Genomic DNA, 24412 nt, shown 5'->3' with positions numbered 1-24412 from the left:
GTCAGCTGCCGCGCAGCTCGGGGAAGTCGGTGTCGCGGAACTCCTGGCCGATGTGACCGGTGGTCCCGGGGGTGGTGGCCTCGGTGGCCAGCTCCTCCTCGCGGGCGCGCAGCTCGACGCGGCGGATCTTGCCGCTGATCGTCTTGGGCAACTCGAAGAACTCGAGGCGGCGGACCCGCTGCCAGGGGGCGAGGTGCTCGCGGGCGTGCTTGAGGATCGAGAAGGCGGTTTCGGCGGTGGGTTCGTGGCCGTCCACGAGGGTGACGTAGGCCTTGGGCACGGCCAGGCGCACCTCGTCGGGAGCGGGCACGACGGCCGCCTCGGCGACGGCTTCGTGCTCGATCAGCACGGACTCGACCTCAAACGGGCTGATCTTGTAGTCGCTGGCCTTGAAGACGTCGTCGGTGCGCCCGACATAGGTGATCATGCCGTTGGCGTCACGCGAGGCGACGTCACCGGTGTGATAGAAACCGCCGTCCATCGCCTCGATGTTGCGTGCCGCGTCGCCCTGATAGCCGGTCATCAGTGCCAGCGGTGCCGCCGACAGGTCTAGGCACAGCTCGCCCTCACCCGGCCCCTCGACGAGGGTGCCGGTCTCCACCTCGACCAGGACTGACGGCATGCCGGGCAGTGCCTTGCCCATCGACCCCAGCTTGACCGGGTCACCGGGCATGTTGCCGATCTGGGCAGTCGTCTCGGTCTGTCCATAGCCGTCGCGCAGGGTCAGCCCCCACTGCCGCTGCACCTGCGAGATCACCTCGGGGTTGAGCGGCTCACCGGCACCGATGACCTCGCGCAGTGCGCCCGGACCACCGGACAGGTCGGCGTTGATCAGCATGCGCCACACCGTCGGCGGGGCGCAGAAGGTGGTGACCCGATAGGAGCGCAGGACCTTCAGCAGGGCCGCGGCGTCGAAGCGGGTGTAGTTGTAGACCATGATCGTCGCCTCCGCGATCCACGGCGCGAAGAAGCAGGACCAGGCGTGCTTGGCCCAGCCGGGCGAGGAGATGTTGAGGTGCACGTCGCCGGGGCGCACGCCGAGCCAGGCCATCGTGGACAGGTGACCGATCGGATAGGACGCCTGGGTGTGCTCGACGAGCTTGGGACGGCTGGTGGTCCCGGAGGTGAAATAGAGCAGGAGGCGGTCGTCCGGCCCGGTGCCCGGGTGGTCAACTGGGGGAACGGCAAGGTCGTATGCCGAGTGCAGGTTGGTCCATCCGCTCGCCTCCCCGATGCTGATCTTGAGATAGTCGCCGGGGACCTCCTCGAACTTGGCGGTGTCGGCGGCGTTGGCCACCACGGCGCGGGCCGTGCCGCGCTCGATGCGGTCGCGCAGGTCGGCAGGGCCGACGGCGGTGGTTGTCGGCATGATGACGGCGCCGATCTTCATGATGCCGAGCATCGTGTCCCACAGCTCGACCTGGTTGCCGAGCATGACGATGACGCTGTCGCCGCGGGTGACGCCCTGTGTGGTCAGGAAGGACGCGACCTGATCGGAGCGCGTGGCGATCTGGTCGAACGTCAGCGTCTCCTCGGCCCCGTCCTCCTCGACGACGATCAGCCCGGGCTTGTCATTGCCTCTGGCGAACGCGTCGAACCAGTCCACGGCCCAGTTCCAGCGCGGGCCGACGTCCGGATAGGTGAACTCTGCCCGTGCGCGGTCCGGGTCGCCCTGCAGGGTCAGGAGCTGGTCGCGGGCTGCTCGATAGGCCGTCGTGGCTGTGCTGGACATGTCTTCATCTTGGCACGCACCCGCGGCGCGGGGGCGGCGACTGGTCTCGGCTGCCACGGGTTGACTGAACACTCAGTCAGGTCTAGCATGCTGACTAAGTGTTCAGTCAGCGTGGAGGTGTCATGGCAGAGGCAGCAGATGCCCGCAGTGGGGCGACCCGCATCCTTGAGGCGGCGATCAACCTGTTCGGTCAGCACGGTGTGCGTGGCACGAGCCTGCGGTCGATTGCTCAGGAGGCGGAGGTGTCGCAGGCGCTGGTGATCCACCACTACGGCTCGAAGGAGGGGCTGCGGCGGGCCTGCGATCACCACGTGGCCAGTGTGACCAGGTCCAACAAGGAGACGACCGTGGCAGAGGGGCCGCAACTGGATCCCTTCGTGACCTTGCGCAGGATCCAGGAGAGTCGCCCGCTGCTGCGTTATCTGGCGCGAGCCCTGACCGAGGGCGGAGAGGCCACGCGCGACCTTGTGGATGAGTTCGTCGCCGACGCCCACGACTACATGCACCTGGCCGAGGAGGCTGGCTTCTTCAAGCCCAGCGCGACACCGCGCGAGCGGACCATCGTGCTGGTCATCTGGTCGATGGGGGCGCTGGCGATGCACGAGCACCTCGACCGGCTCCTGGGGGTCGACTTCCTCGCCACCGACGCCCCGCCGGAGAGCCTGGGCCCCTATCTGCGCCCCATGCTCGAGCTCTTCACCCAGGGACTGATGGCCGAGGGCGCCTTCGACCAGATGGCCAACCTGTTTGACGTGCCCGAGTCGTTCCCGACCGACGCGGTCCAGGGGGACCGCCCAGACGGCAATCCAGACACCCATCCAGACACCAACCCAGACATCCAGGAGGAAGAGTGAATCAGGCAATGAACGGCGCTCCGGTCATCTCGGCCCAGGGACTCGTCAAGACGTTCGGCACCACCCGCGCACTGGACGGACTGGACCTGGAGGTGCGGCAGGGCGAGGTGCACGGCTTCCTCGGCCCGAACGGAGCCGGCAAGTCGACCACGATGCGGATCCTGCTCGGTCTCCTGCGCGCTGACGGTGGGTCGGTCAGCCTCCTGGGCGGTGATCCGTGGCAGGACGCGGTGGTGCTGCACGAGCGGTTGGCCTACGTGCCCGGTGACGTGGAGCTGTGGCCCAACATGACCGGTGGTGAGGCGATCGATCTGCTGGCCCGGCTGCGCGGCGGGCTGGATCTCGCGCGGCGCGACGAGCTGTGTGAGCGCTTCGCGCTGGACCCGACGAAGAAGGCCCGCACCTATTCCAAGGGCAACCGGCAGAAGGTCGCGCTGATCTCTGCCCTCATCTCCGACGTCGATCTGCTCCTGCTCGACGAGCCCACCGCCGGGCTCGACCCGCTGATGGAGGTGGTTTTCCAGGAGGCGATCGCTGAGGCGAAGCGCGCGGGCCGCACGGTGCTGCTCTCCAGCCACATCCTCGCCCAGGTCGAGGTCCTGGCCGACCGCATCTCGATCATCCGGCAGGGCCGCATCGTGGAGACCGGGAGCCTGTCGGACCTGCGGCACATGACGCGCACGACCGTCGTGGTCGAGACGGACCGCCCGGCCGACCGGCTCGACCAGCTGCCAGGCGTGCACGACATGACCACGGACGACGGCCAGGTGCGCCTCCAGGTCGACGGTGACCGGATCGATGAGGTGGTGCGCGCGCTGGCACCGTTGGGCGTGCGCTCCCTCGTGGCCCACCCGCCGACCCTGGAGCAGCTGCTGATGCGGCACTACGGCGACGCCGTCGCCGAGGAGGTCCTGGCGGAGGAGGCGGTGCCCTCATGACCGCCACCACCACAACTCACGCCCCGGTCCGGTCCGAGCACAGCGGCCGCACCGGCTCACCCTCGCTGGCAGGCACTGGCACCCTGGTGCGCTTCCTGCTGCGCCGCGACCGGATCAAGTTGCCGGCCTGGGTCGGCGGGCTGGGCCTGTTCGTCATCTACATCGGGTCCGCGTTGCCCCAACTGGCGCCGACGCAGGAGGACCTGCGCTCGTTGGTCACGCTGTTCACCCAGCCGGTCGGGCGGATGTTCACCGGCCCTGCCTTCGGCATGGACGCACCGACCTATGAACGGTTCTTCGCCGCGGGCTACGCGCCCTACCTGTTCCTCCTCGCAGGGTTGATGAACATCATGCTGATCACTCGGCATACCCGTCTGGAGGAACAGACCGGCCGGGCGGAGCTCGTCCGGGCCAACGTGACTGGGCGGTATGCCGCACTGGCAGCCTCCCTGATCGTCGCCCTGATCACCAACGGGCTGGCCACCGCCGTCGTGACGGGCCTGGCCCTGGCCGTCGGGTTCGCGCCCACCGGTTCGCTGCTGGTCGGGCTGGGCGTCGGTCTGACCGGCCTGGCGTTTGCCGGGGTGACCGCAGTGACGGTGCAGCTGAGCGAATACTCCCGGACCGCTGCCGGGATGGCCGGCGCGGTCCTGGCGGCCAGTTTTGTGATGCGCGCGCTCGGGGACATGGCGGCAGTCGGTGGCAGCGCCCTGTCCTGGGTGTCGCCGCTGGGGTGGCCGAGCCAGGCCGCGCCCTATGTCCACGACCGGTGGGCCACGCTGCTGCTCCCGGTGTGCCTGACCGTGGTGACCGTCACCGCTGCCTACGTCCTGCTGGGACGACGGGACTTCGGCGCCAGCCTGGTCGCCGCCCGCCCCGGCACAGCCGTGGCGCGGCCCTGGCTGGGCACCCCGCTCGGGCTGGCCGCTCGCCTGCAGCGCGGAGGGTTCCTCGGCTGGGGGGTGGGCATCGCCCTGCTGGGCATCGTTGACGGCGCCTTCACCCAGGCGATGATCGACGCGGGCGAGGACATGCCGGCCGCGCTGAAGGACATGTTTGGCACGGCGGGCCTGGTCGACGGGTATGTCGCGTTCCTGGGCGCCTTCGTCAGCGTGCTGATCGCGGCCTACACGGTGTTTGCGATGCAGACGCTGCGCGCCGAGGAGCTGAGCGGGCGTGCCGAGCTGGTGCTGTCCGCCAGGGTCGGGCGCGCCGCGTGGCTCGGGTCCCACACGCTCGTCGTGGCCCTCGGCGCCGTGCTGATCAGCGTGGCCACGGGACTGCTGACCGGCGTCGCGGCGGCAGCGGTGACCGGTGACTGGAGCCTCGTCGGCGGCGTGCTGGCCTCCCACGTGGTCCTCCTGCCCGGCGTCCTCCTGGTGCTGGCAGTGTGCGCCGCCCTGGCCGGCTGGGCCCCGCGGCTCATGGCGCCGATCGGCTGGGTGCTGGTCGCCCTGTCCGCTGTCGTGAACTTCTTTGGCGAGCTGCTGAGCCTGCCCGACTGGCTCGTCGCGTTGTCGCCGTTCAGTCACCTGGCGGGCGTCCCCGTGGAGCCCTTCGAGGTGCTGCCTTTCCTGGTGGTGCTGGTGCTGGCCGTCGCAGTGTCGGCCCTCGCGCTGGTGGGGATGCGTCGGCGGCAGGTGAACGCGGTCTGAGCGGCCCGCGTGGCCTCAGAACATGCGGCCTCAGAGCTCGATCGGGGTCCCGTGCGGGGTGCGGGCGGCGGCGTCGTGCCAGTCCTGGGTGAGGCGTGCGATATCCCCGGCGGTGGCGATCCCACGGGTCTGGAGGAGCTCGGTGAAGGCGTCGGCCCAGCGCTCGTAGTAGTCGCTGCCGTCGGTGGCGCCCGCCGCGACGTGGCGGCCGAGCACCTCGGCCCACTGCGGCCAGGTGAAGACGCCCTGCTCGTGCAGGGCGAGCGTCATCGCAAAGACCTGCGCCTGCCACGGGGCGGCGAAGACCTGCTCGTCGCCGCGCGGTGGCAGCGGCAGTTGGTCGCCGCACGCGGCGGAGATCGTCTCGAGCTGCACGGCAGCGGTCATGGTCATGCGACGGCCTCCAGGTAGGGCTCCCACGCGTCGATCGAGACGGTCAGCGTCGGGTCGGCCGTCTCGCCCCACAACTCGGCTCCGGTGAAGTCGACGGTGTAGAGCCACTCGGGCTCTGGGTCGGGCTGCTGACCGAGTGGCACCGCGTTGCGATCCGGGAAGACATGCGCTCCGCGCACCGCGATGACGGTGCCCACCCGGCCGCGGGCATAGCGGGGGAGTCGGGTGTGGCCGGCGGGGTTGAGGTTCCGGGCCCGCACGACCTGCCCCACGGCAAACGTCGGGGTGGTGCTGGTGGGGCGCTCGTAGGGGACGCGGCTGGCGAAGCCGGTCATCAACTCCTGCGCCGTGCGCGCCGCGAGGTCGTCGCGCTCGAGGAGACCGAGCTCGTCGATCGCGTGCTCCAGGGCGAGGATCCAGATGCGGTAGTAGCTGCTGGACAGGTAGTCGGCCGGCGGCAGGCTCTCGCGCTCGTGGCGCATCTGGTCGATGTTCCACTGGCCGAGGGCGCCGAGCGCGAGCGTGACCGCCAGTGCGCGCCGCTCCCAGTCGGCGTGGAAGGCCGGCTCGTCCGGCTCGGGCTCAACGGGGCCGAAGGACTGCAGACCGCCGAGGTCGTGGACGCCGTTCATGCCGGGCTCTCCGCTGTGCTCTTGTGCGGGCTCGGCGGCGGCGGGCTGGCCAGGCCGGTGCCGATCATCGAGTCCCGGTTGACCAGGGCGGCCAACTCCTCCAACGACAGGTCCTCGGTCCCCTCGGGGCGCATCGGCAGGACCAGATAGCGCACCTCGGCGGTGGAGTCCCACACCTTGATCTGGGTGTCGTCGGGAAGGGTCACCCCAAAGTCGGCCAGCACGCCACGGGGGTCGATGACCACCTTGGAGCGGTAGGCCGGCGACTTGTACCAGACCGGGGGCAGCCCCAGGACGGGCCACGGATAGCAGGAGCACAGGGTGCAAACGACCACGTGGTGGCGCTCGGGGTTGTTCTCGACAACGACCATGTGCTCGCCCTGCCGCCCGACGTGCCCGAGGGAGGCGATCGCGGCATCGGCGTCCTCGAGCAGCCAGGCCCGGTAATCCGGGTCAGTCCAGGCGCGGGCAACCACCTGGGCGCCGTTGTGCGGACCGACCTCGTGCTCATAGCGCTCGACCACCGCGTCGAGCGCGGCACGCTCCACCAGTCCACGCTCGATCAACAGCGTCTCCAGGGCCCGCACCCGGGCGTCCATCTCGGACAGTTCGCTGAACTCGGGGTGATCGTGCTCGTGGCCCATGGCCTGACCCTAATGGGTGCGGCTGACACCTCGGCTAGTGTCACGACTCATGGAGACCCCGAGCGTGATGCCCCAGGAGTCAAGCTTTTCCAGGCACCTGGGGATCGAGGAGATCAGCGTCGACCCGTCCTGCGCCAGTTATCAGATGTCGATCTCCCCGGAGTTGTCCAACCGCAACGGCGTGCTCCATGGGGGAGCCTTGATGTCGCTGGTCGATCACTGCGGCGGCACGGTGGGCTTCGCGAACTGCCCTCCCGGCAAGACGACTGTGACGCTGGAGTCCAAGACCAACTTCTTTCGCGCCGCCCGGGTGGGGGACGTCGTCACCGCGGAGGGGCGGCCCCTGCACGCGGGCCGGACGTCGGTGGTGGTCCAGGTGATCACCAGGCGGGGCGACGGCAAGGAAGTCTCCGCCACCACGCAGACTCAGCTGTTCCTGGAGTGGAAGGACTGACGCCTGCTCGGCCGCGATAGCCCTGAGGATCCCCTTAACTGGGAGACATCTTTCACTTAAGGGAAGTCCAGCGGCACGCGGGCCGTCCGGTACGGGTCGTCTGGACTCATCACGCTGGCGAGCGACAGCCGTGATGGCTGGAGACGGGTGAATGAGTCATGGGGTGACTCAGCCACCCGTCTGGGTATATGAGGGCAGGCACCGCGATCAGGGCGCCGACTGCCAGGGTTGTCTACCCGTTACGGCGCGCGAACTGCTGGAGCACGGCGGCACTGATGCGGCCGCGATCGGAGACGGCAAGCCCCTGCCTGCGAGCCCACTCCCGCACCTGAGCGGGGCTGGGCGCGGCAGCCGACGGCAGCGCCGACGCCTCGCTGGTGGCGTGCGTGGTCTCACTGTCGTGCACCAGCGCGGCGGCCAGGAAGCGATAGGTCCACTCCTGAGCCAGTGCCCGCGTCTCGCAGAAGATGATCGGCACCGACGGGAAGCGCGCGTGGCACTCGGCGAGGGAGTCCGCAACCACGGAGGGGCGCACTCGATCGAGCTTGAAGACGGCGGAATAGCGGTCCTCGACGACAACCGCAGCACTGGGCAGCACGGCCAGGTCGGCGAGCAGATAGCGCATCTTGCCGGAGGTCAGCGTGCCGACCAGATCCTGTAGCGACTTGCGCTCCACGGACGCCATAAGCCGCTCACCACTGACCACGCCATAGTCACCGGCGCGCAGCGCTCGCCGGGTCGTCGTGGCCTGCTGGTGCTCGAACTTCCAGGCATAGCGCTCGTGGCTGTCGACCACGATCTCGAGTTGGCTCACGCCCGACCCGCGCGCCGTGGGCAGTGCCACGGCGGGCCGGGCCTGCTTGCTGGTCCTCGCGGTCTGCCAGAAGATTGCCTCGCGCCCGCCGCGGATTCGGGTGAGCACGAACTGTGAGCGGTTCTCCCGACCACGGCCGAGGACCAGGTCAATGCTCGCGCCGCGCTGCACGCAGGAGCGGACCGGCACCTGCTCGATGATCTCGGGTTCGAGCGGCCACCCGACTGCGCGGTGGCAATAGACCTTGCCCGTGCGCGGCCACGTCTCCTTGGCCTTCAGCACGATCCCGTTGCGCCCCAGCGGAATCCGCAGGAGATAGGGCAGCGTCGTGCCCTCCTCCGGGTTGCGGGCGATGACGAAGTCCTCGGGCACACGACCAGCGTATGCCGTGGGTTGGGTTGGGCGAGTGAGGATCCCTACCAACTCGCAGAGACTGTTGCCCTATGCCTCCCCGTCGTGGAGGATGGACGCGTAGACCCCGGAGAGATCACTGGTTCGCTATATCGCCGGGGTTTCGTCTTTGTACAGTGCCACGCCCAGGGTTCTGTCTTGCAGTTTGGCCATCTTTTGCAAGACAGCAAGACCTGAAGCAGGAAGACGTTGGCCTGCTCAGTTGCCTGGCGGGCGCGTTCGCTGGCCTCCCGCGCCTCGGCCCTCTCTCGCGCGAGATCGCCCTTGAGGCTTGGGGATGACCTCGACTTCTACGTCGCCGGCTGGGAGCCCTTCCAGCAGTTCGACTGCGTCGGCCACCATCGCAGGGATCTGGTCGAGCCGCTTGGCCTGGGTGAACAATCCATCCACGTCTGGAGCAGACACCGACCACCCCGCGCCAGATCGTTCCGCGATTGCCCTGACCTTCATGCCTTCACTCCCATCTGTTTGAGGGGTGTCTGACCCGATTCTGCGCCGTCAGTTCTGGTGGTCGATCTTGGTGACCCCATCAGGCACGAGGCCGCCTGGTAGCGCCCAGCTCTCGTGCGTCCCTCTCGTGTGTCCGACGATCACGGATCGTCGTCGCTGGGTCGCGCATTTCGCGAGGCAGCAGAAGTTCACGCCGCATAGAGGGGCCGTGCGTCGGTCAGGATCTGCTCGCGAAGGTAGGTGTTGATTGACGTTCCAGGGACGCAACGCCATAACGCTCGCACACATCGCGCAGGCGCTCGCGGTCGACGTCCACGGCCAGCACATGCTGACAGTATCGGAGGGCCGGGGGCACGGGAAGGATCACCCAGCCGCTGACCGCACAGATCCTCGGCGACTATGGCGCCGACGTGATTAAGGTCGAGCGGCCCAGCCTTGGCCTCGCCGACTCGGTTCGCCGAGCGGGGCTGCGAGACCCTCGGGCGGATGAAGATGCAGAATGTGATGTGGCGGATGGGCCCATGGGCACATCCGCTTGACTGGCCGCGGATCAGCAGTGCGGACGAGAGGACAGCCATGGCCGAGCCACCCCGGGCCGGTCTTGCACGCGCCGCTCGGCTCTCCACCCTGCCGCTCGGTGCCGCTGCCCGCGCCGTCCGCGGGGCGGGTCGGCGACTGTCAGGGCAGTCGGCTGACGAGGTCCTCGCGCAGCGTCAGGCGGACTCCGCACGCCAGCTGTTCGAGGTGCTCGGCGGTCTCAAGGGCGGGGCGATGAAGGTGGGACAGTTCCTGTCCCTGATGGAGTCGGCGCTGCCGGCCGAGCAGACCGAGGCCTACCGAGAGAGCCTGACCCGGCTGCAGTCCGCAGCGCCCGCGATGTCGGGTGAGGCTGTTGGCCAGGTCCTGGGGGAGGAGCTGGGGCAGGACTGGCGCTCGTTGTTCACCTCCTTCGACGAGTCTGCGGCAGCTGCCGCCTCGATCGGCCAGGTGCACCGGGCCGTCTGGCGAGACGGCCGACCGGTGGCGGTCAAGGTGCAGTACCCCGGGGCCGAGCGGGCGCTCATGGCCGACATCACTGCGTTGAGCAGGTTCGCCCGGGTCAGCGGCGGGCTGTTTCCGGGCCTCGATATCGAGCCGATCCTGACCGAGCTGCGCCGCCGGCTGCGCGAGGAGGTCGACTACCGGTTGGAGGGCGACGCTCAGGAGCAGTTCGGCCAGTTCTACGCTGACGACCCGACCTATGCCGTCCCCGGTGTGGTTGAGGTGACCCAGCGGGTGCTGGTCACCGAGTGGCTGGATGGCGTGCCGCTGTCCACCCTGATCGACCGCGCACCGCAGGGGGACCGCGATCGTGCCGCCTCGGCATACCTGCGGTTGTTGTTGCAGGCCCCGGAGCGGGCTGGTCTGTTGCACGCAGACCCGCACCCGGGCAACTTCCTGGTGCTGCCGGACGGCCGCCTCGGGGTGCTTGACTTCGGCGCGGTCAACCGGCTCCCGGACGGGCTGCCCGGCGGGCTGAGTCGGGTGCTCAGTGCCGCGGCGCACGGCGACGCCGACGAACTGGTCGAGGTGCTCCGTGACGAGGGCTTCGTGCGCCGGTCCGTGGACGTGGACGCCGAGGCGATCCGCGCCTTCGTCGACCGGTTCCTGAGGCCATTGCAGGCGGAGGAGTTCACCTTCAGCCGCGGGTGGATGCGCGAGACGTTCGCCGATCTGCAGGACCCCCGCAGCGAGGGTTTCCGCGTGGGTCTGACCCTCAACCTGCCGCCTGAGTATGTGCTGGTCCAACGGGTCTGGCTGGGTGGACTGGCGGTTCTCTCGCAGCTGGAGGCGACGGTGCCGATGCGCGAGATCGTCCGGGCCGCGATGCCGGGCGCCCTGAACTCACCGCCCGCCGACGAGAGGGGTGTCTGAGTCGTGAGGTGACTCAGGCACCCCCTCTCCTCGGGTAGCCGATCTGGAGCGCTCCTGGAGCGCGAGGTCGCAGCGAAGCGGATCAGACAGGACAGCGGGTCACTGCGTGGCGCGCTGGCCTCTCAGCTGATGTCGGGCCAGTCACTCGTGAGGTATGCCTCGACGGCGCGGTGGCGGAAGGTGTAGGGCTTGCCGCGCTCGATGATGCCTCGAACTGTGTCGAGGCGCTGAGAGGTGGGACCAGCGTCCGTGGCTTTGGGAAGGCCCATATGGGCCGCGATGCGGGTGAGTGTCCGTTCTTCCGTGGGGAGCTCGGCCATCGCTCGGAGGAACTGGGACTCGCGGTTGGGGAGCCGTTCGAGGATCCGCTCGACGTGCGAGCTCGCCTCCGCTCGGGCAGCAGCCCACCCGGTCAGGACCTGCGCACGGGTGATGGTCTCGCTCGTGTCGGCATACCAGGCGCTCTCGCCAGCTAGTTGGAACAGGAATGGCTCCCCCCGGCAGAGGTCGATGATCTTTGCCGCCGCCTCTGGCTCCATCCGGATGTGGTTGATCCCCCCTGACCCGTTGGGAACCGGCCAGCCGTCGATGACGAACGGATGGAGCGCTGAGGCCAGGGCATCGTCCTCGATCGCGGTGAGGGTGCTTGTCTTGAAGCGCCTCGCAAACGTGGCGCCCCTGCGGGCGCCGGCCATGTCGGCGAAGTCGGGCAGGCCGGTGAGGTAGACGGCGATCGGCAGCGAGCGGCGGACCTGAGCACCGACGCCCGGCGTTCGGACAAGCTCCTCGTGTGCGAGGGCATCCCCAAGAGCAATCAGGGTCTGTGACAGGGCGTTCTCGTCGGAGATGTTCTGAACCTCGTCGATGTGGATCAGCACGACGTTGCCCTGCGTGACTGCCGCGCGTCCGACCTCGACGAGCAGGTCCGTCAGGGCGGTGTATGGCTCCGGCCCCGGCTGCTGACGGAGAGTCAACGAGACACCGTATGCGGCGACCGCCTCGACCCGGTCCACGGCATCCTTGATCCTCCGCTCGCGAGATGTGGACAGGCCCGCGCCGTCGGCGAGCTCGAGGATGGCAGTCGCTATCGCCTTCAGTGGATCGGCCCCCGAAGGGATGCGAAGCTGCGGGGTCACCCAGTCACCCGCCGCGGCGGCCTCGCCGGCGATGCGGCGCACCAGGGTGGACTTGCCCAGGCCGGCCTCACCGAGGATCGTGCGACCACGCTCGGGCAGCCCCGCGACCCGCCGCGGGCGGACGACGTCACGCCAATCACTGAGCTGCCGAATGCGACCTGCCCAGACCTCGGGCACGCTGTCGGCGCCAGGGGTGAAGGGGCTGTTGAGAGCGCTACGCATTTGATAACTTTATCAAACGTCATTCTCGTTGATAAAGTTATCAGCAGTCAGCGTGCCTGGCTGAGCAACACCGTTGGTCGTCGGGACCCGACCGGACGGCATACCCTGATCATGAGAAGGAACCGTCGCACTGATGAGTTCCTCGACCAGACTTGACCCCCTGTCCCCGTTCTGAGGAGTTCCATGAGTCACCCGCATCCCGAGCTGAAGGCTCCGCCCGCACTGCCGCGCAACGGTCTGAGGGTGGTGGCGCTCGGCGGTCTCGGCGAGGTGGGTCGCAACATGGCGGTGTTCGAGCACCGCGGCAAGCTGCTGATCATCGACTGCGGGGTCCTGTTCCCAGAGGAGCACCAGCCCGGCGTCGACGTGATCCTGCCGGACTTCACCTTCCTGCAGGGCCGCTGGCAGGACGTGGTCGGCGTGGTCCTGACCCACGGGCACGAGGACCACATCGGCGGGGTGCCCTATCTGCTCAAGGAGCGCCAGGACATCCCCGTCATCGGCTCCCGCCTGACCCTGGCGTTCATCACCGCCAAGCTCAAGGAGCACCGGATCACGCCGAAGACGACCCAGGTCGCCGAGGGTGACCGGCTGTCGCTGGGCCCCTTCGACTGCGAGTTCATCGCGGTCAACCACTCCATCCCCGACGGGCTGGCCGTGGCCGTGCGCACCTCGGCCGGCACGGTGCTGCACACCGGTGACTTCAAGATGGACCAGTTCCCCCTCGACGACCGGATCACCGACCTGCGCGCCTTCGCCCGGCTGGGTGAGGAGGGCGTTGACCTGTTCATGTCCGACTCCACCAACGCAGAGGTGCCCGGCTTCACGACCGGGGAGAAGGACCTGGCCCCCGCCATCGACACCGTCTTCCGGACGGCGCCGGGGCGGATCGTGGTCTCCAGCTTCGCCAGCCACGTGCACCGCATCCAGCAGGTGATCGACGCGGCGGCCCAGCACCACCGCAAGGTCGCGTTTGTCGGCCGCTCGATGGTGCGCAACATGAAGATCGCCCAGGACCTGGGTTATCTGAATGTGCCCCGCGGGATGATCGTGGACGCCAAGCAGTTGGACTCCATGCCGCCCAACAAGGTCACGCTCGTGTGCACCGGCTCGCAGGGTGAGCCGATGGCGGCCCTGTCGCGGATGGCCAACCGGGACCACCAGATCCGCATCGGTGAGGGCGACACGGTGCTGCTGGCCAGCTCGCAGATCCCCGGCAACGAGAACGCGATCTCCCGCATCATCAACGGCCTGACCCGCTGGGGCGCCAAGGTCGTCCACCAGGGCAACGCCAAGGTGCACGTCTCCGGGCACGCCAGCGCGGGTGAGCTCGTCTACTGCTACAACATCATCAGGCCGCGCAACGTCATGCCCGTGCACGGGGAGTGGCGTCACCTGCGCGCCAACGCCGACCTGGCGATCGCCACCGGCATCGACCCCGAGAACGTCGTGGTCGTCGACGACGGCATGGTCGTGGACCTGGTCAAGGGCCGGGTCAAGGTCACAGGCAAGGTGCGCGCCGGCTATGTCTATGTCTCCGCCGGCAGCGTCGGCGATGTGACCGAGGACGAGCTGCGCGACCGGGTCACGCTCAGCCAGCAGGGCACCGTCACCGTGATCGCCCTGGTCGATGCCGACACGGGCAAACTCACCGAGCCGCCAGACTTCGTCGGCCGCGGACTGGGTGCCGACGAGAAGGTCTTCGACGCCGCCATCCCGGCCATCGAGAAGGCCCTGGCTGAGGCGGCCTCCCACGGCATCGGCGATGCCAAGGAGCTCGAGCAGCGCATCGGCCGTGCGGTCTCTCAGTGGGCGAACCGCAAGCACCGCCGCAACCCGTTGGTCATCCCGGTGGTCATCGACGCCTGAGGACTGGGAGGCCGCAGGCCGCCACGGTCCACTCATCTCGTCGCGCCACGAGTCACTTGTATGCCGTCAGCTGGGTGATCATGCGGCGACCCCTGGGGTGAGGGGCCCGGTGGGCGCTTGGCGAGGAGTGCGAGCGGCTGGCAGAGGTCCCCAGCCCGGACTCCACCAGGGAGCCGGCAGGACTCGCGCTCACCAAGAAGCCATCAATGGCGAGGGCGTACAAACGACACCTGGGCTCTGGCCGACAGCCCATGGGTGGTGGTGCGACGCACGTGGAGGTGACAGTTGCGTTGGATCGGCGAACACCGCGAGATCGACAGAGAATCGAAGTGGTCCTCACTGTTGGCACCGACACCAGTGTCGCCCATGCTGAGGCTCTGACACAGTGCCAGCCCAGCGTCGGCCGGCCATGTGTCAGAGCCGCGAGATGAGCACGTGAGTTTGCGGTTGCTTCCCTCTTCAACCTAGGGGCGACTCTCCATTGATTGATCTGCTTGCATCAGGGCGGAGAGCTCGTGGTGAAGGGTCCCCAGAAGCGCCGAAGACGGAGCGGAACGCGTGACGAGTGATAGGTGCGCAGTTCTGAAGGAGGGCTCGGCGAGATCGACTAGGACCACGTCTGGGGACGCAGCAGGCAGCATGCACGGTGTTGAGAAGGAGACAAGTCCTTCCAAATGCACCATTGTCAGGGCGAAGGACAGCGAGTCTGTCTCGTACGCAGTGGCCAACTGAACCCCTGCCTTGGCGCACTCCCGGTCCACTTCACGGCGTATCCCGAAGTGGCTGTTGGGAAGCACGAAGACCTCCCTTTCGAGCTCGCCAACAGCGACGACCGCAGTGTCCGCGAACCGGTGGTCACGGCGGACAGCGAGTTGGATCGGCATCGGGAAGGTTGCCAGTTCCCGTAACTCAGCTCGCGCGACTCTGCCGAAGGTATATCCGACGTCTGCGTCACCGCAGGCGACCGCTGCAGCGACGTCCGTGGAGGCCATCGCCTCGACAGTGAAGGACACGTCCTGATGACGACGGCGCAGTTTGGACAGCCACCTCGGCAGCAGCTCGGGGAGCACGCCTTCCACTGACGCCACCTTCACTTCGGATAACTGATTGCCGAGCCCCTGCTGCAACTGCCGCTTGAGGTCAGCTGTCTCCGCCTGTTGACGCTGGGCGAAGTCAGACAGCACCCGTCCGGCGGGGGTAGGTGACATGCCCTGGGAAGAGCGCTCGAAGAGGATCACCCCCGTGTCGCGTTCAAGCAGTTTGATCTGGCGGCTGAGCGCCGAAGGTGCAATCACCACGTTACGTGCTGCCGCCTGGATGGACCCCGAGTCCACTACCGCTAAGAAATACTTCAGTGCGTCGTTGTTCATGGCTGTCCTGTTCTAAAAAAGAGAATGGCCCTTCTCAAACCCATCCTATGCAGGCGGTTGTGCAACACGTACCGTGACGGGAAGATCCCATCCGAACGTGAAAGGCCCACAGTGTCAACTATCAAGACTTCTCCCTTCAGCTATGACTTTATTCCCGGAGTTTCGCAGTACTCCGCGGGCGCGATGGCTTCGCCAGGCAGTGAGATTGTCCGAGTGCGAATGGCGGAGACGCCTGCCCTGCCGGAGGCATTCAAGCGGATTGAAACCTATCTCACTGAAAGAAACCTTGAGCCGACCGCGGTGTGTGCATTCGAGATGCGTTCCCCGGGTCAGTTTAATGAAGACACATTTCGGACGTTTAACGAAGCATACATCGGGAAGCTTGAAGCATGGGGAATCCTAGTCGATGGAGAAAACCCCGTTGCGCGTGCGAACGTCATCCCAGCGACCAGCTCTCTCACCGAACCTGGGATCCACGCCTTCTCATACGTCCGGCCAACGGAGGAAACACAGTTTGGTGACACTTTCGTCATTGCGGGCAGTGGTGAGGCGCCGGAGGGGAAGGGTAACTACCGAGACAACATCATCGCCTTGGACGACACGAGCCCAGCTGGCTTCGCCAAGAAGACCGATTGGGTGATCGGCGAGATGGCTCGTCGCCTTGGGGCTTTTGGTCGCGGCTGGGGGGACGTGACCAATGTTCAGGTCTACACGACGTTGCCGTACGAGGATGCCCACGCCCAACTGGCCAAGCAGGTGCCGACGTACGCGGATATTGCCTGGCAGTACTGCAGCCCGCCGGTTGAGGGCCTTGTGTTCGAGATGGACTGCCGCCGCGTCCGTGCCGAAGAGGTCCTGCGCTGATGCCGGGTTTGCGTCTGCTCCACGTCCAGATTGGCGGTGACGAGAAGCCCGCGGTCCAGGTGGGCGACGTTCTGCGTGACGCTAGCTCGTGGTGTGCGTCGTGGAGCGGTCACGAGTTCAGTCCAGGCCGACTAAATGAACTTCGCGAGGTGGCCGCTCAGATGCCGAAGCTGGAGGCCTACGATCGCATCAGCGCATGTGTCAAGGCGCCAAGTCAGATTGTGGCTGTGGGGCTGAACTACCGCAGTCATGCCAAGGAGTCACAGATGTCGGTTCCTGGCGAACCCATCTGCTTTTCGAAGTCTCCGCACAGCATCTCCGGTCCGAACGACGACATCATCATGCCAACAACGGCAGGCAAGCTTGACTGGGAGGTCGAGTTGGCACTCGTGGTGGGTGCACACGCCTACCAGGCTGACCTCGAACAGGCAGAAGCCTCGATCGCAGGATACTGCTTGACCAATGATGTGTCCGAACGCACCTGGCAGTTGGAGCGTGAGGGTCAGTGGATGAAGGGGAAGAGTGCTCCAACGTTCTGCCCCACCGGCCCCTGGTTCGTTCCCGCAGCGGATCTACCAGATCCCGGGAATCTTAAGCTGTCTCTGTCCGTCAACGGCAAGATACGTCAGCAAGCGAACACCTCGTCTATGATTTTCTCGCCGGCCCAAATTGTTAGCATCCTCTCGGAGTATATGGTCTTCCAGCCGGGTGACCTTATCCTCACCGGAACGCCGGAGGGCGTGGGCATGGGGTCGAATGAGTATCTGTCTCCAGGGGACGAGGTTGTGGCAAGCATCGAGGGTTTGGGTGAGCAAAGCATGAGAGTAGTGCGACAGCAGTAGAAGTCAACCATTGTTTGATTGAGAGGATGCGCAATGAAGCGTTTAGCAATTGCCATATTGACAGCTGCACCCGTCCTGCTTGTGGCCGCCTGTGGCGGCGGCGGGGCCACGTCAGAGGGGCAGGCCCTGCGCTTGGGTCATGGTGGAGCTCCGGGTGATATTCTCACCCAGAGTGTCGAGCATTTCAACGAACTTGTTGAAGAAGGCACTGATGGCCGATGGACAGTTGAGAACTACGGAGCCAGTCAACTGGGTAACGAGCGAGACCTGGTTGAAGGGGTGTCGCTCGGGACCGTAGATATGACGCTCGTGACGAACTCGCCTATCGGAAACTTTGTTCCTGAGGCGCTCTTCTACGACTTGCCTGGCCTGTATCAAGATCTTGATCACGTGCACGCGGTCGCTGAGTCCACGATCATTACAGATCACTTTGCTCCGGCGTTGCTCGAGAGTGATTTACGTCTTCTCGGGATCACTGACGGTGGGTTCCGCAACATTACAAACAGTACTCGAGAGGTGCACAGTCTCGACGACCTGAATGGCATTAAGATGCGCGTCCAAGAGAGCCCAATGATTATGGCAACGTACGAGGCAATTCCAGGCGTTAGTCCTGTGCCAGTGCCGATCGGAGACCTTTATACGGCCCTGGACCAAGGTGTCGTCGACGCACAGGAGAATCCTGCAATTTTGGTGCGCGACTTCAAATTCTATGAAGTTCAAGATTACATGACCATCACTGGGCACTCCTACTTTCCTCGTCACCTCTTGATTAATGAGACGATTTGGTCGAGCATGTCCGACGAGGACCAGCAGGTATTTCGTGATGCAGCAGAGGAAATGGTCGATTTCAAGAATGACTATTACGCCTCGGAGACTGAGACGGCGCTCGCTGAGCTAGAAGAGAGCGGGATGCAGATAACTGAGCCCGACGCGTCCTTTAAAACTGAACTCGGAGAACTTATGCAGGCCGAGGTCTACCCGGAGTTCTATGACGAGATCGGTGGCGGTGACGCAGCTAAGGGTGAGCAGATCGTCCAGCAAATCATCGACCTGGCCGGGTGATGGCACCGTTGGTTGCGCGCGTGGTGCGCGCCATACTAATCGCTTTGATGGCGACCATGACTCTGGTTGTGGCGCTGCAGGTGGTCTTGCGATACTTCTTCAGCCATCCACTGTCGTGGGGTGAAGAAGTGACGCGCTACATGTTTATATATTTAATCTTCCTTGGCGCGGCGAGCGGGATACATTACGGTATTCATGTCAGCATAGACGTGCTGGTTCGACGCCTGCCGGGGCGCTACGGCCGGGCTGTGGACAAGGCTGCGCACGGTATTGTTGCGCTCTTCCTAGTATTCCTCTTCTGGTACGGGCTGCAGTTGGGCATGCGTACTATGTCCCAGAATTCTCCAGCCCTGGGTATCCCGATTGGCTTGGCCTATATGGCTATCCCGATCGGAGCATTGCTCGGGTTGTTCTTTCTGTTTGGGAAGAAGGAGCGCGGCTCAGAGGAGATGCTGGCATGAGTATTGTCGTTCTGGTTAGTGTTCTATTAGTGCTCTTTGTGATAAATGTGCCAATCGCGTGGGCGTTAGGCGTCTCGTCTTTGGTGGTATTGCTGTTGTTCTCGAACATCCCTTTGGAAGTGGTTCCGCAGCGGATGTTCACGGGGACAGACTCGTTCACTCTGATTGCTATCCCTTTCTTCCTGTTGGCCGGTGAACTTATGGAAAAGGCTGGCATTTCGGACCGGTTGATCGGTCTGGCTCGAGCTGGTGTTGGTCACATTCGTGGTGGACTCGGAAACGTCGCGGTCGGCAGTTCGATGATGTTCTCAGCGGTCTCTGGTTCTGGAATTGCTGCCACAGCGGCAATGGGAAAGATCAACATCCCAGCGATGGTGAAACGAGGATACGAGCCCGCGTTCGCTGTGTCTATTCAGGCTTCGGCGGGCGCCATGGGAATCATCATTCCTCCGAGCATCGTGATGATCTTGTACAGCGTCATCTCGGGCGACTCGGTGTCCGACCTCTTCATCGGTGGGGTCATCCCTGGAGCGCTCATGGCGCTGGCGCTGATGGCCACAGGCTACGTTCTGTCTCGCCGACGTGGTTACCCAACTGAGGCTCGAGTGCCCGTGCGTCAACTACCGATGCGTGTCTTGCAGGCGGTTCCGGCTCTGCTGATGCCAGTCATCATCCTGGCCGGCATCCTGCTGGGCATCGTGACCGCGACTGAGTCAGCGGTTCTCGCGGTGTTCTACGCCGTTGCTATCGGAGTGGTGAACCGCAAGCTAACTTGGAGAGGGGTCGGTGACGCACTGCACAACACGGCTCAGGCTACAGCGATGATTATGTTAATCGTTGCCAACGCCAGTGTTTTCGCGTGGGTCATCACGTCTGAGGGGCTGCCGCAGATGATGGCCCGGCAACTAGCGGGGCTGGCCTCCAACCCCATCCTGGTCTTTGCGGTGTGTGGGGTGATTCTCTTGATCGCTGGAATGTTCCTTGACACTTCAGCTGCACTGATCATCCTCATCCCTGTGATGCTGCCGCTAGTCAAGCTGGCAGGCATCGATACCGTGCACTTCGGCGTTGCAGCTGTCGTCGCGTTGGCGATCGGGCTGGCTACGCCGCCAGTCGGACTCAACCTTTTCGTCGCGGCAGGTATTGCGGATATTGATATCATCGAGGCGTCGCGGCTGCTGCTGCCGTTCGTTCTCGCGCTGATCGCTGTTCTGGCTTTGCTCGTGATCTTTCCGCAGATTATTTTGTGGTTGCCAGCTGCCCTAGGCTGACCTGCTACCCGGCTGACCGTGCCCATGTCAGGGCCGGTTAGCCGAGTAGATCCACGTTGCCGATACTTGGCCTCGCCGACTCAATCGAGGGGTCGCGGAGACGCGGGGGCCGCTCGACGTTCATGGCGGAGTGGGCCATGTGATGGTGTCTCGGCGCGCTAGGAATGCTGCGGACGCGTCCAGCACTTCACGTGCTTGGGGGCGAGGCCGACGGGTTGCACGATCTATAGCCGAGAGAATCTGCCTTTCTCAGCCCACTACTGGGATTCCAAACCTTGCATCTGCCACTCGCCGAACGTGATCTTCGTTGTTTCGTGCCGCCACGCCGTCCGTCCGTTCATATTGGTTCCGGCTACAACAGACGCTGCTGCGGACGGCGCGTTGAAGGGTGTGTCGCTCGTGAAGAAGGCTATGTCTCCCTGTTTCACGAGTGTACCGTTTTTGAGGAGTTTATCGTGGAGGGACGCGTAGCTAGATGATTTGGTCTTAGATTTCCATTCAGATCGCGCAGTCGAGCCTGCCAAAACAGTGAATTCATCCTGTATTTCTCGGGCGTCAGCCTCGATGCCCGCAGTCGAGATGCGGAGTATGAAGGTGGGGCTGATCTCACTGGGATCGACGCTGCTGACGTGGGTCACGTCCGTTGGAGTGGGTGACAATTCATGGTCAAGTGTTGGAGGTTTGACATTTGGGAGGACCTTGAACTGGTTTATTGCTAGGACGGGCAGTAGTGTGTGTATTTGACTTAGGAAGTATTCCATGTCGGAGACGTCGGCCTCTGGAAGTTGGATCGGCGGTGGGGAGTTACCGTTGGTGACCGTCGAGCGACCTGCGCTGCGTGCAGCATGGATCAATCGAGACTCAAGGAAACGAGCATGAGCCTTTGTGAGATTCGCGTCCTTCGATGTCACGATGATGACGCGATCCCAGAAGTCCTTCCCCCCGGCGCCGGCCGGTCGAGCGTGAGCCTTAAGCCGTGTGGAGATATCATCTCCCTCTCCGACATAGATGGCACTGTCAAAGTAGGCGTCGGGTTCGCCAGTCTCACCGATGAGTATGTAGATCCCAGTTCGATAGGGTTCTCCACGCTTAAGTAGGCGCCCCAAGTCTGAGCGTGACGCGCTTACCAGATGGCCTGTCCAGTTCATGATCTCGGCCGTGATGAGCCCACCAGCGGTCCCATCGACTAGATACAGTCGGACCTGACGTCCATGGGTCATTGGTTGTCCTGTCTCGAGAGGGTGCGGTGGCCTCGGCATTCTGACGCAGTTTGCCAACTGTAGAACGAAACCGGGCAGCAGGGGCGATGGAACCGGGGGGCTGTTAGTTATGGGAGGCTGGTGCCTTCACGCGACCGGAACCTCTGGAACCGGTCTCCGAGAGCCGGACACCTCGATCCACGGCACAGACTGGGTGTCCAGCACCTCCCGGAACCGTTGGGACATCCACCCACGCAGGTGCTCCCCGTCGCGCATCCCGTCCTGGACGAACGGCACGTCGTCGGAGGTCAGCACATAGAGATCCGGCGGCCTCGAGGCGGCGAACGCCTCGACGGACGACGACCGCCCACCGACATACCGCTCGTGCCATAGGGTCGTTGCCAACGGATCGGTGTCACAGACAAACCACGGCACCGGCGTCTGTCGAGCGGCCAGGTCCTCGCGGCGTGCCTGCTCCCGTGCGATCAGGTCGAACTCGCTCGAGTGCCACGGCGTGGACAGCCTTCCCGGCCGTGCTGCAGACCACTCTCGTCCGAACTCCGGCACCCACGGGCACCCCAACTGAGCGGCCAGGTCGCGAGCCAGCGTCGTGGTCCCGGTCGACTCCGCACCGAGCACCACGATCCGACGGGTCAGCCAGGCTCGCACCGGCGGGGGCAACGCCCGCCAGTGCCCGGCGACGTCTGCCCGGACAGCAGTTCCGGAGACTGGCAAGGCGACCCGTCCCGGGTTGACCTGCACCCACTCAGCGTCCAGCCGACGCGCGAGCTCGGCACCATAGGCGTCGGAGGTGAAGGCCGCGTCCACCGGCGCGTCCAGGAGGGCCTCGATGAGGGCCAAGTGGGCATCCCACGCGGCGGGGGAGTCGAAGTCGACCTCCGCCTCGTCCATCCCACCCACGACGTTCACCTCAGGGTGCTCCTCTCGGATCCACGACACCCGCACATCGAGCGGGATCGTCTCGGCCGACGACGCGAGGACCTGCACGGTCAGCCGCTCACACTGCGCGCTCGCGGTGCGGATCAGCAACTGGTGACCAGCGTGGAACGGATAGAACTTGCCGAGCACCAGCCCGTGACCAAAGCTCTTCATGACCGCACCACCTCCACCTCGGGCACCGGGGTCGCGTCCGGGGCGGCCCGCGCCGCTCGCCACTGCCGCAGGCCGACGACGCACATGGTGAGGAACACGGCATACAACACGCTGGTCAGCCACAGCCCCTTGCTGGCATAGAGCCCGATGTAGATCACGTCCGCGACGATCCACACCACCCAGTTGCCGATCCACTTGCGGCTCAGCATCAACTGGGCGACCAGGCTCATCGTCGTGGTGACCGCGTCCCACCCCGCGACCGTGGAGTCGGTGAAGTTGGTCAGCAGCCAGTGCAGCGCCCACGTGCCCAGGCCGATCGCGATGATGGCGGCTGGCCAGGCCCACGACGGGGTGTCTCGGACGACGAGTCGGGTGCGGTCGGAGCCGCCGCGCAGCCACCACCACCAGCCGAGCAGGCCGAGTCCGATGTAGACCACCTGCAACCCGGCCTCGGCATAGAGACCGACCTGAGAGAACAGCACGATGAAGAAGATGTTGTTGGCGATGCCGATCGGGAATGTCCAGACGTTTTGCCGCACGACGAGCCAGACGCACAACCCGCCAGTGATGAAGCCGGCGATCTCGGTCCAGTGCATGGTGGGCTCCCTTCTCTTTCGTATGCCGTCAGTTGGCGGCGGTGGTCACGTCACCGTCGGGGCCCTGCCGGGCGGTGTCCCAGAGGTGGCCGTTCGGGTCGTGGTCGATCGACGCGGCGATCTGGTCGGCGACCTGCGGGCCGTCGTGGCCGAGCAGCTGGGCGTAGCGCAGCGCGACCGCAGGGGTGCGGTGGTGCGCCGCGACACAGTGCAGCAACACGGTGCGGCCCTCGGCGCGCAGATCACGGACCGCGGTGGCGGCCTGGGTCAGCACATGGTCCAGGTGCTGGTTGTGGGCCGGGTCGTCGTGGTCGATGAGCCAGAAGACGCCGTGGTCAGTCGGCGCGATGCCCGCGGGCGCGAAGTCGTCGCTGCCGAGGCGGCAGAGTGATACGACCGCGTCGACACCGAGCTCAGTCACCCGGTCCAGGTCGGTCATGGTGCCGAGCAGAACCTTGTCGTCCTGCGGGTGCGGCGCGGCCAGGGACCGATCGCGGCCGGACACCATGGTGGTTGCGCGCGGCCAGGTGCTGTCGTGCACGCTGCCCTGCTTGGCGGTTCGCAGGGCGAGCGCGATCAGGTCCTGCGCGCGCAGCCCGGGCCAGCCGTGCACGAGGCGGGTCCAGCGGAAGGGGAGGGCGGAGGCGCCATAGCGCGCGCCCAGCAGCGCGCCGGCGATCGCGGCGACGGTGTCGGTGTCGTGTCCGATCTGGATGGCGGCAGTCAGGGCGGCTCCGACGTGCTCCGGGCCGGTGACAGTGCGGCCGGAGTGCACGATCGCCGACCAGGCCGCCTGCAGAGCGGTGACCGTGAACCCGTTGCGGTCGAAGACGCGAGGGTCGCTCGACTCTGCTTCGGCGATCCACCTGGCCCACTGATCGCGACGCTCGTCAGGCAGCAGGTCCAGGCCGCCAGCCAGGTCGAGCCGTCCGTCGATCACGGCGATGCGGATCGCCTCGCACCACAGCACGCAGGAGTCGCCCGCGAGCGGGTCGGTGTGCGTCAGCTCGGCCACGGCCCGGGCTGCGGACGCCGTGGCGGCGCGGTGCTCCAGTCGAGTGAGGCCGACGACGCCGGTGCGCATCAGCGCACCGTTGCCGGCCGTGCGGCCGGTGCGCTCGTGGAGCTCGCGTGCGACCGAGGCCATGCGGGCGCCAACAGGCTCGGCATCGCGGTTCGCGTCACGGCTCACCTCGCGCAGGACATGCGCCGTCTGGATGCCGACGTCCGCAGGGTGGGAGCCCCACCAGCTGAGGAACTGCTCGGCCACCTGGTCGATCCATGCGGGACTGTCGAGGGCGATGTCGGTGGCGGCGACCTGCGCGATGCAGACCGCCATCTGGGTGTCGTCGGACCATTCGCCGGGTGCAAACGGACCAAGGCCGCCGCCGAGCATCTGCGGCTCACCAGCCGGGGGAGTGGCGAACTCGTAGGGCACGCCGAGGGCGTCGCCCACGGCCTGGGTTAGAAGCACGCCGGCTGCGCGGTCGTGCTGGGCACTGCTGAGTCTCATCAT

23 protein-coding genes are annotated in these 24412 nt (G+C 65.7%); 12 read left to right on the top strand and 11 right to left on the bottom strand.

Translation table 11 applies throughout. From position 1 onward, the window contains the following. Position 1: 1 nt before the first annotated feature. Entirely contained in the window at positions 2 to 1732 is a 1731-nt protein-coding gene (locus NF556_RS16595; RefSeq protein ID WP_252592134.1) for an AMP-binding protein, read from the bottom strand. Positions 1733 to 1854: 122 nt separating this feature from the next. Here NF556_RS16595 and NF556_RS16590 point away from each other — a divergent pair, with 122 nt between their 5' ends. Genes NF556_RS16590 through NF556_RS16580 form a run of 3 tightly spaced genes read left to right on the top strand, consistent with a single transcriptional unit; the run spans position 1855 to position 5179 of the window. Further along, a complete protein-coding gene (locus NF556_RS16590; protein WP_252592133.1) occupies positions 1855 to 2586 on the top strand; it encodes a TetR/AcrR family transcriptional regulator in 732 nt (243 codons plus the stop codon). Between the two features lie 8 nt (positions 2587 to 2594). After that, positions 2595 to 3524: an ABC transporter ATP-binding protein gene (locus NF556_RS16585; RefSeq protein ID WP_252595835.1), complete on the top strand. Its 930-nt coding sequence runs from the start codon at positions 2595 to 2597 to the stop codon at positions 3522 to 3524. Next, positions 3521 to 5179, top strand: a complete 1659-nt coding sequence (locus NF556_RS16580) for an ABC transporter permease (protein ID WP_252592132.1) — start codon at positions 3521 to 3523, stop codon at positions 5177 to 5179. The genes NF556_RS16585 and NF556_RS16580 overlap by 4 nt, the downstream gene beginning before the upstream one ends. Positions 5180 to 5209: 30 nt before the next feature. On the opposite strand, the gene NF556_RS16575 is transcribed toward NF556_RS16580, so the two are convergent. The 3 genes from NF556_RS16575 to nthA are packed head-to-tail and all read right to left on the bottom strand — an operon-like array spanning position 5210 to position 6848. Continuing rightward, entirely contained in the window at positions 5210 to 5572 is a 363-nt protein-coding gene (locus NF556_RS16575; RefSeq protein WP_252592131.1) for a nitrile hydratase accessory protein, read from the bottom strand. Continuing rightward, entirely contained in the window at positions 5569 to 6204 is a 636-nt protein-coding gene (gene nthB / locus NF556_RS16570) for a nitrile hydratase subunit beta (RefSeq protein WP_252592130.1), read from the bottom strand. Before nthB ends, NF556_RS16575 begins: the two co-directional genes overlap by 4 nt. Next, a complete protein-coding gene (nthA, locus tag NF556_RS16565) occupies positions 6201 to 6848 on the bottom strand; it encodes a nitrile hydratase subunit alpha (RefSeq protein WP_252592129.1) in 648 nt (215 codons plus the stop codon). The genes nthB and nthA overlap by 4 nt, the downstream gene beginning before the upstream one ends. Before the next feature lie 49 nt (positions 6849 to 6897). Between nthA and NF556_RS16560 the strand changes: the two genes are divergently transcribed. Next, a complete protein-coding gene (locus NF556_RS16560) occupies positions 6898 to 7302 on the top strand; it encodes a PaaI family thioesterase (protein ID WP_252592128.1) in 405 nt (134 codons plus the stop codon). A 232-nt stretch (positions 7303 to 7534) separates the two neighbouring features. On the opposite strand, the gene NF556_RS16555 is transcribed toward NF556_RS16560, so the two are convergent. After that, entirely contained in the window at positions 7535 to 8488 is a 954-nt protein-coding gene (locus tag NF556_RS16555) for an Lsr2 family DNA-binding protein (RefSeq protein ID WP_252592127.1), read from the bottom strand. 851 nt (positions 8489 to 9339) lie between these two features. Here NF556_RS16555 and NF556_RS21545 point away from each other — a divergent pair. After that, entirely contained in the window at positions 9340 to 9516 is a 177-nt protein-coding gene (locus NF556_RS21545; protein ID WP_425607077.1) for a CoA transferase, read from the top strand. Between the two features lie 37 nt (positions 9517 to 9553). Further along, on the top strand, positions 9554 to 10891 hold the full coding sequence (locus tag NF556_RS16550; RefSeq protein WP_252592126.1) for an ABC1 kinase family protein: 1338 nt from the start codon (positions 9554 to 9556) through the stop codon (positions 10889 to 10891). Between the two features lie 122 nt (positions 10892 to 11013). On the opposite strand, the gene NF556_RS16545 is transcribed toward NF556_RS16550, so the two are convergent. Further along, a complete protein-coding gene (locus NF556_RS16545; RefSeq protein WP_252592125.1) occupies positions 11014 to 12249 on the bottom strand; it encodes an ATP-binding protein in 1236 nt (411 codons plus the stop codon). 183 nt (positions 12250 to 12432) lie between these two features. Between NF556_RS16545 and NF556_RS16540 the strand changes: the two genes are divergently transcribed. Beyond that, positions 12433 to 14118, top strand: coding sequence for a ribonuclease J (locus NF556_RS16540; RefSeq protein ID WP_252592124.1), 1686 nt, complete (start codon positions 12433 to 12435; stop codon positions 14116 to 14118). 464 nt (positions 14119 to 14582) lie between these two features. On the opposite strand, the gene NF556_RS16535 is transcribed toward NF556_RS16540, so the two are convergent. Further along, complete coding sequence (locus NF556_RS16535; RefSeq protein WP_252592123.1) at positions 14583 to 15488, bottom strand: LysR family transcriptional regulator; 906 nt, start codon at positions 15486 to 15488, stop codon at positions 14583 to 14585. Positions 15489 to 15512: 24 nt separating this feature from the next. Between NF556_RS16535 and cnbZ the strand changes: the two genes are divergently transcribed. The 5 genes from cnbZ (at position 15513) to NF556_RS16510 (ending at position 19988) form a co-directional block, all read left to right on the top strand. Continuing rightward, entirely contained in the window at positions 15513 to 16352 is an 840-nt protein-coding gene (gene cnbZ / locus NF556_RS16530; protein WP_425607048.1) for a 2-amino-5-chloromuconate deaminase CnbZ, read from the top strand. Positions 16353 to 16513: 161 nt separating this feature from the next. Beyond that, positions 16514 to 17194, top strand: coding sequence for a fumarylacetoacetate hydrolase family protein (locus NF556_RS16525; RefSeq protein WP_252592121.1), 681 nt, complete (start codon positions 16514 to 16516; stop codon positions 17192 to 17194). A 33-nt stretch (positions 17195 to 17227) separates the two neighbouring features. Beyond that, on the top strand, positions 17228 to 18256 hold the full coding sequence (locus NF556_RS16520) for a TRAP transporter substrate-binding protein (protein WP_252592120.1): 1029 nt from the start codon (positions 17228 to 17230) through the stop codon (positions 18254 to 18256). Between the two features lie 47 nt (positions 18257 to 18303). Then, positions 18304 to 18717, top strand: a complete 414-nt coding sequence (locus NF556_RS16515; protein WP_252592119.1) for a TRAP transporter small permease — start codon at positions 18304 to 18306, stop codon at positions 18715 to 18717. Then, complete coding sequence (locus tag NF556_RS16510) at positions 18714 to 19988, top strand: TRAP transporter large permease (RefSeq protein WP_252592118.1); 1275 nt, start codon at positions 18714 to 18716, stop codon at positions 19986 to 19988. The genes NF556_RS16515 and NF556_RS16510 overlap by 4 nt, the downstream gene beginning before the upstream one ends. Before the next feature lie 257 nt (positions 19989 to 20245). Here the strand turns inward: NF556_RS16510 and NF556_RS16505 are convergent, their stop codons facing one another. From NF556_RS16505 to NF556_RS16490, 4 genes are all read right to left on the bottom strand, one after another. Then, positions 20246 to 21208: a GIY-YIG nuclease family protein gene (locus NF556_RS16505; RefSeq protein WP_252592117.1), complete on the bottom strand. Its 963-nt coding sequence runs from the start codon at positions 21206 to 21208 to the stop codon at positions 20246 to 20248. Between the two features lie 126 nt (positions 21209 to 21334). Further along, positions 21335 to 22300 carry an AAA family ATPase gene (locus NF556_RS16500; RefSeq protein ID WP_252592116.1) on the bottom strand — a complete coding sequence of 322 codons (966 nt, stop codon included), beginning with the start codon at positions 22298 to 22300 and terminating at the stop codon, positions 21335 to 21337. Next, positions 22297 to 22896, bottom strand: a complete 600-nt coding sequence (pnuC, locus tag NF556_RS16495; RefSeq protein WP_252592115.1) for a nicotinamide riboside transporter PnuC — start codon at positions 22894 to 22896, stop codon at positions 22297 to 22299. The genes NF556_RS16500 and pnuC overlap by 4 nt, the downstream gene beginning before the upstream one ends. A 28-nt stretch (positions 22897 to 22924) precedes the next feature. Beyond that, complete coding sequence (locus tag NF556_RS16490; RefSeq protein WP_252592114.1) at positions 22925 to 24412, bottom strand: ADP-ribosylglycohydrolase family protein; 1488 nt, start codon at positions 24410 to 24412, stop codon at positions 22925 to 22927.

The sequence above is a fragment of the Ornithinimicrobium faecis genome (assembly GCF_023923225.1).
In the GTDB taxonomy this organism is placed as follows: Bacteria; Actinomycetota; Actinomycetes; order Actinomycetales; family Dermatophilaceae; genus Ornithinicoccus; species Ornithinicoccus faecis.
The sequence above is the reverse complement of the archived record's forward strand: the minus strand, read 5'-3'. Positions and strand labels throughout refer to the sequence as shown.

Bases quoted from the DNA above. Each gene is read 5' to 3' on its own strand.
- NF556_RS16595 (WP_252592134.1), bottom strand. From the start codon at position 1,732: ATGTCCAGCACAGCCACGACGGCCTATCGAGCAGCCCGCGACCAGCTC.
- NF556_RS16590 (WP_252592133.1), top strand. From the start codon at position 1,855: ATGGCAGAGGCAGCAGATGCCCGCAGTGGGGCGACCCGCATCCTTGAG.
- NF556_RS16585 (WP_252595835.1), top strand. From the start codon at position 2,595: ATGAACGGCGCTCCGGTCATCTCGGCCCAGGGACTCGTCAAGACGTTC.
- NF556_RS16580 (WP_252592132.1), top strand. From the start codon at position 3,521: ATGACCGCCACCACCACAACTCACGCCCCGGTCCGGTCCGAGCACAGC.
- NF556_RS16575 (WP_252592131.1), bottom strand. From the start codon at position 5,572: ATGACCATGACCGCTGCCGTGCAGCTCGAGACGATCTCCGCCGCGTGC.
- nthB (WP_252592130.1), bottom strand. From the start codon at position 6,204: ATGAACGGCGTCCACGACCTCGGCGGTCTGCAGTCCTTCGGCCCCGTT.
- nthA (WP_252592129.1), bottom strand. From the start codon at position 6,848: ATGGGCCACGAGCACGATCACCCCGAGTTCAGCGAACTGTCCGAGATG.
- NF556_RS16560 (WP_252592128.1), top strand. From the start codon at position 6,898: ATGGAGACCCCGAGCGTGATGCCCCAGGAGTCAAGCTTTTCCAGGCAC.
- NF556_RS16550 (WP_252592126.1), top strand. From the start codon at position 9,554: ATGGCCGAGCCACCCCGGGCCGGTCTTGCACGCGCCGCTCGGCTCTCC.
- NF556_RS16545 (WP_252592125.1), bottom strand. From the start codon at position 12,249: ATGCGTAGCGCTCTCAACAGCCCCTTCACCCCTGGCGCCGACAGCGTG.
- NF556_RS16540 (WP_252592124.1), top strand. From the start codon at position 12,433: ATGAGTCACCCGCATCCCGAGCTGAAGGCTCCGCCCGCACTGCCGCGC.
- NF556_RS16535 (WP_252592123.1), bottom strand. From the start codon at position 15,488: ATGAACAACGACGCACTGAAGTATTTCTTAGCGGTAGTGGACTCGGGG.
- cnbZ (WP_425607048.1), top strand. From the start codon at position 15,513: ATGGCCCTTCTCAAACCCATCCTATGCAGGCGGTTGTGCAACACGTAC.
- NF556_RS16525 (WP_252592121.1), top strand. From the start codon at position 16,514: ATGCCGAAGCTGGAGGCCTACGATCGCATCAGCGCATGTGTCAAGGCG.
- NF556_RS16520 (WP_252592120.1), top strand. From the start codon at position 17,228: ATGAAGCGTTTAGCAATTGCCATATTGACAGCTGCACCCGTCCTGCTT.
- NF556_RS16515 (WP_252592119.1), top strand. From the start codon at position 18,304: ATGGCGACCATGACTCTGGTTGTGGCGCTGCAGGTGGTCTTGCGATAC.
- NF556_RS16510 (WP_252592118.1), top strand. From the start codon at position 18,714: ATGAGTATTGTCGTTCTGGTTAGTGTTCTATTAGTGCTCTTTGTGATA.
- NF556_RS16505 (WP_252592117.1), bottom strand. From the start codon at position 21,208: ATGACCCATGGACGTCAGGTCCGACTGTATCTAGTCGATGGGACCGCT.
- NF556_RS16500 (WP_252592116.1), bottom strand. From the start codon at position 22,300: ATGAAGAGCTTTGGTCACGGGCTGGTGCTCGGCAAGTTCTATCCGTTC.
- pnuC (WP_252592115.1), bottom strand. From the start codon at position 22,896: ATGCACTGGACCGAGATCGCCGGCTTCATCACTGGCGGGTTGTGCGTC.
- NF556_RS16490 (WP_252592114.1), bottom strand. From the start codon at position 24,412: ATGATGAGACTCAGCAGTGCCCAGCACGACCGCGCAGCCGGCGTGCTT.